This window comes from Marinobacter sp. BW6, from assembly GCF_008107725.1.
Classification (GTDB): domain Bacteria; phylum Pseudomonadota; class Gammaproteobacteria; order Pseudomonadales; family Oleiphilaceae; genus Marinobacter.
Genome location: NZ_VIRN01000064.1, coordinates 1,732,803 through 1,747,057, shown reverse-complemented (window position 1 = coordinate 1,747,057; position 14,255 = coordinate 1,732,803). Strand labels below are relative to the sequence as shown.

12 protein-coding genes are annotated in these 14,255 nt (G+C 57.1%); 2 read left to right on the top strand and 10 right to left on the bottom strand.

Features of this window, described 5'->3' with window-relative positions:
* Positions 1-3 precede the first annotated feature (3 nt).
* The gene (locus FMN52_RS16685) at positions 4-831 is read left to right on the top strand and encodes a CsiV family protein (RefSeq protein WP_148609676.1); all 828 of its coding nucleotides are present in this window, start codon (positions 4-6) and stop codon (positions 829-831) included.
* Here the strand turns inward: FMN52_RS16685 and FMN52_RS16680 are convergent.
* The 5 genes from FMN52_RS16680 to FMN52_RS16660 are packed head-to-tail and all read right to left on the bottom strand — an operon-like array spanning position 806 to position 5,019.
* Positions 806-1,594, bottom strand: a complete 789-nt coding sequence (locus FMN52_RS16680) for an S-methyl-5'-thioinosine phosphorylase (protein WP_148609675.1) — start codon at positions 1,592-1,594, stop codon at positions 806-808. The two genes, FMN52_RS16685 and FMN52_RS16680, sit on opposite strands and share 26 nt — an antisense overlap.
* Positions 1,591-2,814 (bottom strand): mechanosensitive ion channel family protein, encoded by a 1,224-nt coding sequence (locus FMN52_RS16675; protein ID WP_148609674.1) that lies wholly within the window; start codon positions 2,812-2,814, stop codon positions 1,591-1,593. Before FMN52_RS16675 ends, FMN52_RS16680 begins: the two co-directional genes overlap by 4 nt.
* Positions 2,815-2,838: 24 nt before the next feature.
* Complete coding sequence (locus FMN52_RS16670) at positions 2,839-3,333, bottom strand: L,D-transpeptidase (RefSeq protein WP_148609673.1); 495 nt, start codon at positions 3,331-3,333, stop codon at positions 2,839-2,841.
* 54 nt (positions 3,334-3,387) lie between these two features.
* On the bottom strand, positions 3,388-4,065 hold the full coding sequence (locus FMN52_RS16665) for a TetR/AcrR family transcriptional regulator (protein WP_148609672.1): 678 nt from the start codon (positions 4,063-4,065) through the stop codon (positions 3,388-3,390).
* Positions 4,066-4,125: 60 nt separating this feature from the next.
* Positions 4,126-5,019 (bottom strand): hypothetical protein, encoded by an 894-nt coding sequence (locus FMN52_RS16660; protein WP_148609671.1) that lies wholly within the window; start codon positions 5,017-5,019, stop codon positions 4,126-4,128.
* A gap of 158 nt (positions 5,020-5,177) precedes the next feature.
* On the opposite strand from FMN52_RS16660, the gene FMN52_RS16655 reads away from it, so the two are divergent.
* The gene (locus FMN52_RS16655; protein ID WP_148609670.1) at positions 5,178-5,798 is read left to right on the top strand and encodes a riboflavin synthase subunit alpha; all 621 of its coding nucleotides are present in this window, start codon (positions 5,178-5,180) and stop codon (positions 5,796-5,798) included.
* 13 nt (positions 5,799-5,811) lie between these two features.
* Here FMN52_RS16655 and FMN52_RS16650 read toward each other — a convergent pair whose 3' ends face one another.
* The 5 genes from FMN52_RS16650 to FMN52_RS16635 form a co-directional block, all read right to left on the bottom strand.
* A complete protein-coding gene (locus tag FMN52_RS16650; RefSeq protein WP_148609669.1) occupies positions 5,812-6,960 on the bottom strand; it encodes a methyltransferase in 1,149 nt (382 codons plus the stop codon).
* A gap of 168 nt (positions 6,961-7,128) precedes the next feature.
* Positions 7,129-8,175 carry a class I SAM-dependent methyltransferase gene (locus FMN52_RS16645; protein WP_148609668.1) on the bottom strand — a complete coding sequence of 349 codons (1,047 nt, stop codon included), beginning with the start codon at positions 8,173-8,175 and terminating at the stop codon, positions 7,129-7,131.
* Between the two features lie 124 nt (positions 8,176-8,299).
* Positions 8,300-8,473, bottom strand: a complete 174-nt coding sequence (locus tag FMN52_RS19875; protein ID WP_162851876.1) for a hypothetical protein — start codon at positions 8,471-8,473, stop codon at positions 8,300-8,302.
* Positions 8,474-8,593: 120 nt separating this feature from the next.
* Entirely contained in the window at positions 8,594-9,277 is a 684-nt protein-coding gene (gene can / locus FMN52_RS16640) for a carbonate dehydratase (protein WP_148609667.1), read from the bottom strand.
* 65 nt (positions 9,278-9,342) lie between these two features.
* Positions 9,343-14,229 carry an NAD-glutamate dehydrogenase gene (locus FMN52_RS16635; protein WP_148609666.1) on the bottom strand — a complete coding sequence of 1,629 codons (4,887 nt, stop codon included), beginning with the start codon at positions 14,227-14,229 and terminating at the stop codon, positions 9,343-9,345.
* Between the last annotated feature and the right edge of the window lie 26 nt (positions 14,230-14,255).

Here is a 14,255-nt window from a genome sequence, read left to right as displayed (position 1 = left end):
CCCTTGCAAATTGATGGAATTCGCTGGTGCCGATACCCGACCCGGGCCATCCTGGCAGCCCTCCTGCTGAGCTTTGCAGTCACAGGCGCTGCCCAGCAGCCTGACCGGGCAACGCTGCCCCTTGAGCCTGGCACGCCCGTTCCCGATGACTACTACCGTGCCGAGTTCGTGATTCTTGAGCGGATAATCGAGCCCGAGGCCGTGAATGAGCGGATGTCTGGCCGCACGGTAGAAGAGCCAACGCAAACGGAGGAAATTCTCTGGTCAGCGCTTGAGGATGGCACCAAGCAAACCACGCTGGAACTGGCGCCACAGAAAGACCTTCATCTAGCCAATGCGGCGGCTCGACTTGAACGCAGCGGCCGGTACCGGGTGCTCGTGGCAGAGGGTTGGTACGAGGCGTTTCCGCCGGATTACAAAGGCTCGGCCTTACGGGTAGAAACGGGCGACTGGATTGAAGACGCCCGCACCAGAGAGATTGAGGGCCACATCACCATTGACCGGCAACGCTATCTGCACGTCAATGTTCACCTCAACCACTGGCAGTTAGCAGAAGAGACTGCAGAGCTGTCTGCGGGTACTGTGACTGGCCCGCCCCAGGAAACGCCCTCGCCGGCAGATGGGTCTGGCACTGAGGATACAATCGCCGGGTCAGCGACAACCGGCGAATCTGCAACTCAGCAAATTCCTGCTCTGGCTGAGCCAGCTCGGCTTGAACTGGTGACGTGGATTCGGGAAACCCGCCGGATGCGCAGCGAGGAAATCCACTTTCTGGACTCCCCTACCATCGGCGTGCTGGTTTTCTTCAAGAAGATTGAGGCAGCGGAGTAAGCACTCCAAGGCCGGCCATAGAGACTTCGAGAATCCGTTTGACCCCGGACATTCCCTGCTCTATGGCCGCTTCAATCTCTTCCATCGTGATGATGTGGTCGGATTTACCGGCCGCCCAGTTCACCACCAATCCGAGACAGACGTAGCGCATCCCCAGTTCCGCCGCCAGCGCGGCTTCCGGCATACCGGTCATGCCCACCAGGTCGCATCCGTCCCGCTCCATACGGACGATCTCCGCCGCCGTTTCCAGCCTCGGTCCCTGGGTGGCGCCATACACACCAAAACCGGAAAACGGCACGCCTTCTGCACCGGCGGCATCAATCAGGATCTGGCGTGCACTCTCATCATAGGGCCAGGTGAAATCAATATGGGTCACCGAGTCCAGATCGCCTTCAAAGAAGGTGCTGGCACGCCCCCAGGTATAGTCAATAATCTGATCGGGTACGACCACGTGCGCCGGCCCCATATCCGGATGGATCCCGCCCACGGCGTTAACACCGATAACCGTCCTCACTCCGGCGTCATACAAGGCTCGCAGATTGGCCCGATAGTTTACCTGATGGGGCGGAATGCGGTGCGGGTTACCATGGCGTGACAGGAAGATAACCGGCTGATCACCCAAGCGCCCCTCAACAAGGGGCGCCGATGGAATTCCCCACGGCGTTCTGACCTTGTTCTCACCGGTGATTTCCAGTCCTGACAGCGTGGTCAGGCCGGTACCGCCAATAATGCCTACAGGGTGCATTCTCTCCGGTGATGTCATTCTGAATCTCCTGAGTCTTCCACATCTCCGGTTGTCTGGCGATTCTGAGACTTCTCTGCACTTTTTCCGGAGGAGGCTTCCCCACTCTGATCTGCCGAGCCATCGGATTGCGATCCGGACAATCGAACCCCCTCGGGCAGGTGCAGAGTCCGGGTCGGGAAGGCCACCTCGGCTCCGTAACCTTCAATGATATCGCTGATTTTCAGCAGCACATCCTGTTTGATCTCATGGAACGGGACCCACTGGGTTGTCTTGGTAAAGGTATAAACCATGATATCCAGTGACGACGCATTGAACGCCAGGAAATTCACAATAAGGGTTTGATCGCTGTCGATGTCCTCATGATGCTGCAGCATGGCCTTGATGTCGTCGACAATAGCTGCCATCTGACCGACATCGGCATACCGGATGCCTATCGTTTCGTAGATACGACGATTGCTCATGCGAGAGGGGTTCTCCACCGCGATGGTAGTGAACGTAGCATTCGGGACGTAAAGCGGACGCTTGTCAAAGGTACGGATAGTGGTCAGACGCCAGCCGATATGCTCAACCGTGCCCTCAATATTGCGATCCGGTGAACGCACCCAGTCCCCTACTTTAAACGGACGGTCGAGGTGAATAATGAATCCGCCGAAGAAATTGGCCAACAGGTCCTTGGCGGCGAAGCCGACTGCAATACCACCCACGCCACCGAATGCCAGCACCCCGGAAATGCTGTACCCGAGCGACTGCATGGCAATCAGCACCGCCGTAATGATAACCACCGCCCGGGACAACTTACTCACCGCGTTAACGGTGGTGTAGTCCATGGGCTCTTTCATTTTCAGGGGCGATACCAGAATCCCCTCGGCCTCCTTGATCAGGCGCAGAACCGACCACACCAGAACAAATATGAAACCGATCTGCAGCACAGACTCATTGGCCTTGAAGATCTCTGCTTCCGAGTATTTGTGAGCCACTTCCGCAGCCCAATAGACACCCTGAAGCCAGACAAAAGCCACAACCGGTTTGCGTGCTGCATGCAATAACGCGTCATCAAACAGGTTTTTGGTCTGGCTGAATTTTCGCTCGAGCGCACCGATGATGTGACTGACGATATAGGCCACCGTCGCGGTTCCGAAAACCAGCGCAAACACGACAATTCCAACGCGCCAGGCTTCAGACAACAGCCCGAAATTCTCGATCCAGCCATTCACCATGGCCATAACATCCCCGATCATCGGATCCCTCTGGTCTCGAAAGGTTTATCGAATGGAAACAGCCGTTCCCGGCGCGACGCGATCAAACAGATCAACTATGTCTTTATTGCGCATCCGCACACAGCCGTGGGACAGCGGCACTCCCATAGGCTCGCTGTCCGGTGTGCCGTGAATGTATATGAAGCGGCGGAAAGTATCGACACCCGGGCCCCTGTTTTTGCCCCACTCGCGGCCGCATAACCAGAGAATTCGACTCAGTATCCAGTCACGACCAGAGTGTTGCCGGGCAAGTTCGGAGCTATAGGTTTCGCCTGTCGGGCGCCGGGCACGAAACACAGTTCCCACCGGAAGCCCGGCGCCAATACTCGCGCGAATATAGTGCTCGCCTCGTGGGGTGCAGCCACTGCCATCTTGCTCACCCGGCCCGTTGAGCCCACTGGAAACCGGATAGCAGGCAACAAGCTCCCCGCCTTCGGTTTCAAGTCGCAGGCGCTGGAGGGTCAGATCAATGTCAATGCGGAGTGATGCAGGGTGCGTCAAAACCGGCCAGGCTCCCTTGGAGGTAAAGGGGAAGCCTAACCGAGAGAGAGGAACTCAGGCAACCGAGACCTTGCTTCCTGCCGGTGGAATCAGCATGGCGTCTTCGGCTTGCATGCCGGCGGCGAGGAAGGGCACCAGACGAGCAGCGATTTCCTGGACCGTGGTTTCCACACCCAGTTTGTTCTGAAGAATATCCCTCAGCGCATCGCTGCTGGACATGGTAAAGGCCGTTGCCCCAAGCATGAACTGGATGCGCCAGTAGCGATCCACCGACGACAGCTGTGGGGTCGCTTCCTTGAGCAGACGCATAAAACGACTGAAAGGCTCGCTGTATTCCTGCTCCAGGAACTTGCGCAAATGGCCCTGGGACTGGGTGTATGCAAGCCCGAGCAGGCGCATGAAGATGGAGATACCCTTTTCGTTGCGCTGGGGCATGCGCACCGCGCTTTCCGTAAGCGCCCAGAGTGTTTGATTCAAAGTGGGCGGTTTACCGTTACAACGTTCCTCAAGCTCATCAAAGGCGCTCTCCAGCGTTGCAGAAAACGGCGTCAGAAAGCGCGCGAATACAGCATGAATCAGGGCGTTCTTTGAACCAAAGTGGTAATTGACAGCGGCCAGATTTACTTTAGCCTTACTGGTAATCATTCGGAGCGAGGTTTCCGAAAAACCCCGGTCGGCGAACAGCTCTTCGGCTGCATCGAGAATCCGGTCAACGGTATCAGACTGCGCCATTTTATTATCAGTGCCTCTAGCAAACGTCTGTTTGAAACATACGTTTGAAGCACATCCTTGTCAAGTTCTGGGTTCAGGCTCTGCAGCGACTTCCTCCCAGCCCTGGTCAATCGCTTCCTGGTTACCCTCGAAAAACGCCTTCTGGACGCGGCTATACGCCTTCTCTGCCTCCAGCAGATAGATCAGGTAAAGACGCACATGCTCCCGGCGAGTTAACTGCCGGGACAGCATGCGGTTCTCAGACAATCTTATAAGGTGACTGAACCGGGTGTTTTTCAGCGCCGGGTTAAAATCAGCCATTCGCGCACACTGCCAGATAAGACCATCCGAGCCTTCCAGATGGGCGACGTGTTGTCGTGCCTCACGAAGCATCCGCTGCCGGGTCATGATCAGATCAAGGTAGGAGGGTTTGCTGGTGTAGATTCTTCGTACCGCCGGCACCCCGAGCAACAGAATGATCACAAAGGCGCCAAACCCCCCGCCTGCAATCCAGGCCGGGACAAACCCGGTCAGACCGCTCAGAAAAATGGCTGCCGCAATCAAGGCACTGAACAACCAGAGATCCCGACTCCGACGCGCCTCGGCCATAGTATAGTTGTCCGGCCAACCGTTCATCGCAAGCAAGTCAAAATCCATCAGCAGCACCCGGTCGCACTGTCGCAGCATCAACCGGAGCTTGCGTTGCCGGGATTCCGCTAACACCTTCCCAGGGCTGCCGCTGCCTGTATCCCGGGACACCTCGCCGCCGGATGATTGATCGGGCTCAGTGCCGGTTTCCACCCTCTGATCGGATGGCTCCCCTTCCGTGGCCTGACTGGCCGTTACCGGTGCCGACGCCTGGCCACCCGCAGCAATGTGCGCCGGCACAGGGTCTGCCGCCCGGCCTGGCCGCAACACCGGTGCCTGCGTCGGCTCATTCGCCTGGGTAGCAGCCTTACTCTGATTTTCAGCCATGGCAGATTGTCCGGATTGCAGGGTTTTACAGAGTATCGACCATTGCATCGGATACTTGAATTCCCTTTTCTCAACCTTGGCATCGGCCAGTCCCCTCGCTATCCTTGGCGCACCTGCCAGAAAGGCATCCGCACAACACATCTAACGAGGTCAGGATTATGTTCACAGGCATTGTCCAGGGCATTGCAACCATCGAAGACGTCACTGCTGAGCCCGGACTGAGCACTTTTGCCATCCGGCTCCCGACAGACAAAGCAGACGGAGTGTCAATTGGCGCATCGGTTGCAATCAACGGCACCTGCCTGACCGTTACACGCCAGGAAGGCAGCGTGCTTTATTTTGATGCCATGCAGGAAACCCTGAGACTGACCACACTTGGGGACTTGAAATCCGGAGATCACGTCAATTTCGAGCGTGCCGCCCGGATCGGAGATGAAATTGGCGGCCATCTGCTGTCAGGGCACGTTCATACAGCCGCCAGGATTGTCGAAATTCTGCGGCCGGAGAACAATGTCACCCTGTGGTTTGAAGTGCCCGACGAATGGACACGCTACGTCTTTCCCAAAGGCTACATCGCCATCAATGGCGCCAGCCTGACCATTGGCGAAGTTCGGGGCAACCGGTTCAACATCCATCTGATTCCGGAGACTCTCAGGGCCACGACGTTTGGCACGTGTACAGAAGGTCAACGGGTAAACATTGAAATAGACAGCCAGACCCAGACCATCGTGGACACGCTGGCCCGCCTGGGATACGACCGCCCGACTCCAACGTTGTAACCTACACGACTCTTCAGCGATTGCCGGCCCGGAACACCACGAACTTGGGGCTGGCATCCAGCTGTTCCACCGTAGAAAAATACCGGCGCAGGCTTCGGTGATAGCCCAGGTGGCGGTTTCCTACCATGAGCACGCAACCTTCGGGCTTCAAGTGTCGCGAGGCCTGCTCAAACAACCGCAGGGCAATATGATCACCGACTACACCACCCTCGTGAAACGGCGGATTCAGAAGGATCAGATCGAAGGCCCCCATATCGGAATCAACCCCGTCGCAGTGAGAGAAAACCGCGTTGGCGTTCGGGAACGCTTGTTCGACATTAAGCCGGGCACTGAGCACAGCCTGACTTGAAACATCGCTGAAACCCAGCTGGAGCCCCCCTCGCTCCGCCAGCGCCGTCAGACCCAGCACGCCGTTGCCACAGGCCAGGTCCAGCACGGAGTAGCCGGCCTCGGCAGAGGATACCGCGTTGGTCACATGGGGTAAGAGCAGGCGACTACCCATATCCAGCTTTTCCCTGGCGAACACTGCGGGCAATGCCTCGACTTCCACAGCGCCGTTCCGGCCGGTCACTGCATAACCCTTCCAGGTATTGGACCATCCCGCCAGATTCGCAGCACCTTTGCGGCAACGAATCACACGCGCCTTTTTTCGCGCCGGCAGAACCTGCTCCGTCTGCACCGCTTCCGCAAACACTTCGACGCTTTTCGCCGGCAGATGCTTTAGCATTCCGCCCGCAAGCAACACACCGGAATCAGCCATCACGCCATTCAGCCAGCGCAGCAACCAGGCCAGATAGTCAGCCTGGCGAGGTATTCTCAATACCACCAGGTCGAACGGGCCCGGCGGCGGATCGATCCAGCTATGGACCGGTCCCGATAGAGCAAAAGCCGGATTCAACAAGGCATTGTTAGCCAGCGCGCCAGGCAACGCAGCGCTGTCGGCAACGATGGTTGGCGACAGCCCCGAAAGCCCTAACGCCAGGGCTCCGAACTGGTCATCCACCACCAGGATCCGGGGCTCATCAATGCCAGCTGCGGCACCAAGAGCCTCTTCCAGCAGAAGTTCGTCTGCTGCATCCCACGCCCTCAGTGTCGGATCACCGGTACCCGGGCGGCTCAGTGTCAGCGTGCCTTGGGAAAAAACGAGTTCGGCAGTTGTCATTTCGGGCATCCTGGAGGCTTTTTGTCACAAAAGCGCCATTCTAGGCTGTTTATTCTAGAAATTAACCCTAACGTGGATGGTGTTCACACTGAACATCCCTTTTCCGGTTGGCTCCGTTGTTCTGGACGCGAACCTCTTGCCCCTCACCCCAGGGGCTTTTTTTTGCGTTCAGGAATGGCGAAACGCGCGATAGACGGTAAATCGTCGATCCTCGCGCAGGCGCTCGACCGGGCCGATGCAGCGCTTCATCAATGGCTCATATGGCAGGAAGCTGTTCGCCACCAGACGCACCTCACCACCCGGCGCCAGATGACGCACCACCTCTCGAAGAAAGCGTTCGGTCATCGACAGATCGGTTCTGACACCACTGTGAAAGGGAGGATTGCTTAAAATAACCGGCCAGGTGCCCTCGACCTCCGACAGGCCATCCGAGGCCAGAATGCGCCCGGAAACACCGTTGCGCTCATAAGTGGCCCGGGCACAGATAACCGCCTGGGACTGAACGTCGATCCCGTCGACCGTTCTACGGGGCTGGTTCTGCTGCTCGTGCCAGCGGTGCAGCCAGGTTCCAAGGACGCCGGCGCCGCAAGCGAAATCGAGGACAGAGCCGGATCGCAATGGATTCTCGTCCAGTGTTTCCAGCAGCAGGCGGGTGCCCTCGTCCAGTTCGCCGAGACTGAAAATACCCGGCAGCCCGGCGACATCCAGGTGCACCGACTTGCAGTCAATGCCTGTCCAGGTGATCCACTGCTGAAGCGAGAATTCGGGCAGCGGTTCGATATGCTCGGCACACCAGACCTGGCAGTGCCTTGCACTGTCGGTCTTGGTCGCCTGCGGCGCCACGGCTTTAAGCTGTTTGACGGCTCCGGCAATACCTTCTTTCTTCTCGCCAACAAGCACCACCTGAGCACCCGGCACCGCCAACCATCGCGCCAACGCAAGACGCAGATCTAGCTCCGCCCGGGCCTTGGGCAGAAACACAACCAGGGTGTCAAAGGTGCCGGGCTCCAGTGCCGGATCATCGTAGCCGAAACAAATCTGCCAACTGTCCTGCCCCGCAAGGGCGGCACACACACCGGCATGCTCGCTCATTGCCATACCGCCAGCGGGCAAATCCGCCAGCAGCCCGTTGGCGGTTACGCCCAACAGAGCCATCCGTCCCTTCAAGAGGTGGCGGTTTCGCAACAGGACTTCATGGGAATTGGGCAATGACATTGTTTGGCTGATCCCGCGTGGATAATTCGAAAACGGGATACTCTAACCGGAATGAGCCCTCGCGTCTCCCCTGCCAGGCAGAGACCGGAGGGCTTTCAGAGAGTAAATACCATGGAAAACTCAGTCACTTGTAACGGGCAACCGTACCAACCCGGAGAGCATCTTCAGGGGACATGCCCCAGTCTTCAGGCTGGCTGGCGTCAGAAGCTTTCCGCCCCCGACCCCGTTGCTCCGAGCCGGCAGTAACGTCTTTACGCTGGTTCAGGGCTGTCAGGGCTTTTTGCATCAGTTCTTTCATGGCCTACCTCCTCGCTTACTGCAGGATCTACAATAGCAAAGCGCGAAGTAACCAACTGTGATGACGCCGAGGGTCAGGAAGTGACGCTCATCACGAATTTTTGACGCAATTTCACATTCTTCACTGCACGCTTTTCTGACGCCCTGAGCGCACCGGCCTCTGCACCAGCTCATCGATACTGTTCTGCCGGACCCGTTCGCGATCTTCCTCGCTGGAAACCGACAGCCCCATATCCCGGAGAATCCCATCAGCCACATCGTAGACAAAACCATGGACCGTTAAAGGCTGTCCCCGCTTCCAGGCTTCCTGAACAATGTTGTTCTGGCAGACGTGTCCCACCTGTTCAACGACATTGAGCTCGCACAGCCGATCCACCCGGTCCTGGACGTTTGGCAGATCATCCAGCACCGACTGGTGCCGGTCACGGACATCCTGAACATGACGAAGCCAGTTGCTGATCAGCCCAAACCCTTCATTGAGCAATGCCGCTCTCACACCGCCACAGCCGTAGTGGCCGACCACCAGGATGTGCTTCACCTTCAACACTTCGATGGCGAACTGCAACACCGACAGACAGTTAAAATCCGTGTGGACAACCACGTTGGCCACGTTCCGATGAACAAACAGCTCCCCCGGCAGAAGATCGACGATCTGGTTGGCCGGCACGCGGCTGTCAGCACAACCTATCCACAGGTATTCCGGCGCCTGCTGATTCGACAGGCGGTGAAAAAACTGCGGATCCTGGGCCTTGATGCCATCTGCCCAGGCCCGGTTTTTTTCAAGAAGATGGTCAAGCTGACCCATTATCCCACTCCGTTTAATGATTCCCGATCGCCGATTGAACGGGAATGCGGATTTCAAAGCAATACTCAGTTAGTCAAAACTTCTAACTCAGCATGTGGCTGATGCATAGTGCTCTGGGCCAGATCCAGCAATTCACGCAGCGCCACCGAGAACATGGCGTATTCCGGCTCCCGCACACCCTTGAGCTCCGACAGCATCGATTTCCAGCGATCGATCATCTGATGATGGCGCGACAGCCAGTTCTCCACGCAGACCGGTACATCCTCGGGTTTTTCCGCCAGCTTCAGCACACCGGTGGTCAGAGCCCGCTGCTGCCAGTCCAGGTCCTCACGGAAACTCTCCCTGGCAAGTGCCTGCCAGTGGGACGCGGGTTTGAGCGCCGCGATGGCGCTGGCAAACCAGTTGAGATCCAGGCGGTCTCCCAGTTCATAATAGAGGTTGGCAACGGTTTTCAATGGCATGCCTGAGGCTTCGTGGGCCTCAATGATGCCCAAAGATGAATACAGGTGCCCGGTACCTGAAACGACAGACGCCAGCTCTGACGGCAGACCGGCATCCACCAGGGCCTGATGGCGCTTTTCCCAGGTAGTCCTGGCCTGATCGCCAAGATACTCAGGCAGCCCGGCGGTAATCGCCCAGACGCTGTCGGCGAAGCGCTCCATATGGTTCTGAATGCTGAGTTCGGCCCGACGGTTACGCAACAACCAGCGGACTGAACGGCGCATCAGGCGCATCAGATCCTGCATCAGCTCCATCTGTAGCTGGGCCGGCACATGAAAATCCAGATCCTCAATTCTGTCCCACCAGTTATCAATGCGGAACACATCCCGGGCAATGATCCAGGCCAGTGCAATGGAAGCCGCATCGGCTCCAGTAGACTGGTTCAGACGCTCCACAAAGGTAATCCCCATGTGGTTGACCATGTCGTTGGCAATCTGGGTCGCGATAATTTCACGACGCAGTTGATGCTCGCCCAACTCCTTCGAGAATTTCTGGGTCAGATCCCGTGGAAAGACCTTGTACATCTCACCGGCCAGCAGGGGATCGTCAGGGAGCGTGCTGTCGATCAGGGTCTGTTTCAGATCGCCTTTCACATAGGAAATCAAAACCGACAGTTCCGGGCGGGTCAGTCCTTTCTTGTCCAGCTTGCGCTCTGACAGGGTTTCGTCATCTGGCAAGAATTCCAGAGCACGGTTCAGCTTGCCCTCGCTTTCAAAGGTATTCATCAAACGGCGATACTCTTCCAGCCGGGTCGCCGCGTCCTCACTGGCAATACTGAGCGCCTGCGTTTGCCGGTAGTTGTTCTTGAGTACCAGCTCCGCCACATCGTCGGTCATCTCTTCAAGCATGACGTTGCGTTGCTTGTTGGTGAGATCGCCCATGACCACGGCCCGGTTGAGCAGGATCTTCATGTTGACCTCATGGTCAGAACAATCCACGCCACCGGAATTATCAATGAAGTCGGTGTTCAGGCGCCCGCCCTTAAGAGCAAACTCAATGCGCCCGAGTTGGGTAAGGCCAAGGTTACCGCCCTCACCGACCACCTTGCAGCGAAGATCCGAACCGTTGATCCGCAGACCGTCGTTGGCCTTGTCGCCCACATCGCCGTGGGATTCACTGGCAGCTTTCACATAGGTGCCGATACCACCGACCCAGAGCAGGTCGACCTGAGCCTTTAGGATGTGAGAGATCAGCATGTTTGGCGGCACCCGATCCGATTTGATACCCAACAGCTTCTTCATTTCCGGACTGACCGGGATGGACTTGGCATTCCGGCTGAACACCCCGCCCCCCTTGGAAATGAGTTTGGTGTCGTAATCAGTCCAGGCGGAACGGGCAAGCCCGAACAGACGCATGCGCTCCTTATAGCTTTTCTCAGGGTCCGGCGAGGGATCGATGAAAATATGCACGTGGTTGAAGGCAGCCACCAGTTTGGTTTTCTCCGAGCACAGCATGCCGTTGCCGAAGACATCGCCACCCATGTCACCAATACCGATCGCGGTGAACTCATCCAGCGCCGGGTTGATGCCCGTCTCCCGGAAATGGCGCTCTACAGAGACCCAGGCACCCCGGGCAGTGATACCCATCTTCTTGTGGTCATAGCCATTGCTACCGCCGGAGGCAAAGGCATCGCCCATCCAGAAGCCGTATTCCGCTGCCAGGCCATTGGCAATGTCAGAGAAGGTTGCCGTGCCCTTGTCTGCCGCCACGACCAGGTAATGGTCATCGTCGTCGTGACGAATCACCCGTTCCGGAGGCGCAATTCCGGCATCCACAAGATTGTCGGTAATATCAAGCAAGCCCCGAATGAAGGTCTTGTAGGCCTCTATGCCCTCAGCCTGAAAGGCTTCCCGGTCCGTTGGATCAGGTAGGCGCTTGGCAACAAAACCACCCTTCGCGCCCACTGGCACAATAACCGCATTCTTGACCTGCTGGGCCTTGACCAGACCCAGAATCTCCGTGCGGTAATCTTCGAACCGGTCAGACCAGCGCAAGCCACCACGAGCGACCTTGCCACCCCGAAGATGCACACCCTCAACGCGAGGTGAATAGACGAAAATCTCGAACATCGGCATGGGCAGAGGCATGTCCGGAATCCGGGATGGATCGAACTTCACGCTGATGTAAGGCTTGGGACCGCCAGCCTCGTCCAGCTGGTAGTAGTTGGTTCGCAGAGTAGCCTGGATCAATTCCAGATAGAGCCGAAGAACCCGGTCCTCACTGAGATTCTCTACGTTCTCAAGACCGGCATTGAATTCGATTTCCAGCTTCTGCTGGGCTGCCTGGCTCTTGCCGGGACTCTGGTAGCGCTCCGGATTAAAGCGAATCTCGAAAAATTCGAGCAAAAGACGGGTCAGCTCAACATGATTTACCAGAGTGTTGGAAATAAAGGTCTGGCTGTTGGAGAACCGGATCTGACGCATGTAGCGGGCATAGGTCCGCAGCAGCGCAATTTCCCGCCAGCTCATGTAGGAAGACAGCAGCATCCGGTTGAAGGCGTCGTTCTCCGCCTCTCCATACCAGACCCGGCGGAACAGTTCCTCAAAGATCGGCCGGATGCGGTGAATGTCCACGACATTTCCGGTGTGGGCCTTGAGGGTGAAATCATGGATCCAGACTGTCTTGTTATGCCGGTCGATCACCTCGAAGGGGTGTTCACCGATTACCCGGAAGCCCAGGTTATCGAATATCGGCATTACATCCGACAGGGGCAGCGGCTCGTCGGGATAGAAGAGCTTGAAATGCAGGGTGCTCTCATCCTCTTCCAGAGCCCGATAAAAGCTCATGGCCAGATCGTGATTGTTAGCCGACGACGCAATATGCTCCAGGTCGATGGCGGCTCGCCGGGGCGAGAACATATCGGTATAGCTGGCCGGGAAACCGCCCGCCCACAACCGATAGAGCTCATTGCCCTGCTCTTCGCCCCAGGCCTCGCTCAGGGCTTCAGAAAGCCCGTCACGCCACGACTGGGCTAGCTCAATGACCTTTTCACGGATCTCGGCCGTCGGCAGCTGCCGGTTCTCAACCTGGGGTACCCGAATGGTGAACTGGACCCGAGCAAGTACCGACTCGGAGAAATGTGTCACGAACTCGACATCCTCGGCTTCCAGCCGGTCTACCAGAACCTGCTCCACCTTCAGCCGCAGTTCGGTGTTGTAGATGTCTCTGGGGAAGAACGCCAGGCAGGTTACAAACTGGCCGTAGACATCTTCCCGCATGAACAACTCGATACGGCGGCGCTCCTGGATATACAGGATACTTTTCGCCACCTTGAGCAACTCATCCGGCTCAATCTGGAACAGCTCGTCCCGGGGATACACCGTCAGGATCTGCTCAAGCTCCTTGCCGGCGTAATCGTCGCGAAGAAACCCGGACCGCTTCATCACGCTCTGGAACTTGCGACGCAGCAGGGGAATCTCATCCGGCCTCTCGTTGTAAACCCGGGCGGTGTAAAGGCCCAGGAAACGGCGTTCACCGACCACCTCGCCTTTGCTGTTGAATTTCTTGACGGCAATGTAGTCCGGGTATGCAGGACGATGCACACGCGAACGCTGGGCCGACTTGGCGAAGATGAAAATATCGTCGCACCGTGTCATTTCGTGGCGGGTACGCTGGGGCAATTCATTGAGGCGAACGCGGTCCGGGCGCTCGTTATTGACCCGGAGGATACCCAGTTCCGAGTTCTCTACCCGCCGCACCACCATGCCGTTTTTATCCTTGGCAAAGTCATACTCGTCGTAACCGAGGAACGTGAAATGATCCCGGGCCAGCCACTCGAGGAATTCCCGGGCCTCTTCCTTCTGCTCGTCATTGATGCCCGCGGTGGTGCTGTCCAGCTCACCGAGAATCTCGTTCACCTTCTCGGTGACTATCGGGAAATCGCTGACCGCAATCCGCACCTCATGAAGCACATTCTGGAGCGTGTCCTCCAGGTCCCGGAGGTCCTCTGGATTACTGTGTCGATCAATCTCCAGGACAATGAAGGCCTCGTAGGCAGAACCAGAGGCTTTCTTCTTAGTGGTGTGCAGTTTCTTGAGCTTGCCATCCGGGTCCCTCTCCACCTGCAGGATCGAGTGCTGGATGGAATGGGTACCAATCTCGCGCTGGTTAATGGCTATGCGCAGGGAATCAATCAGAAAGGGAATGTTCGGGTGCAGTATAAAAACCACGGTATGGGTCGACTGCCAGCCGTCGCTCTCCAGGTCGGGATTGAATACGGCAACGGGTGTTTCTTCGGCTGACCGCTTCTGCAAAAACTGCCATGCGGCAAGAACGGCGCCATAGGTATCCGCAAATCGTCGACTGACCAGCTCTTCGAGGGGAATATGAGCATAATGCTGCTTGGCAAATTCGCTGATTTTCTTGGCTTCGGTTTTAGAAATCTTCTTTGCGAAAGCGTCAGCCAACTGTTCAAAGAATTGATCCTTGCTGGCCACTGTCAGCGCATTCATGGTCGACCTCAGTTAGTGTGAAATAA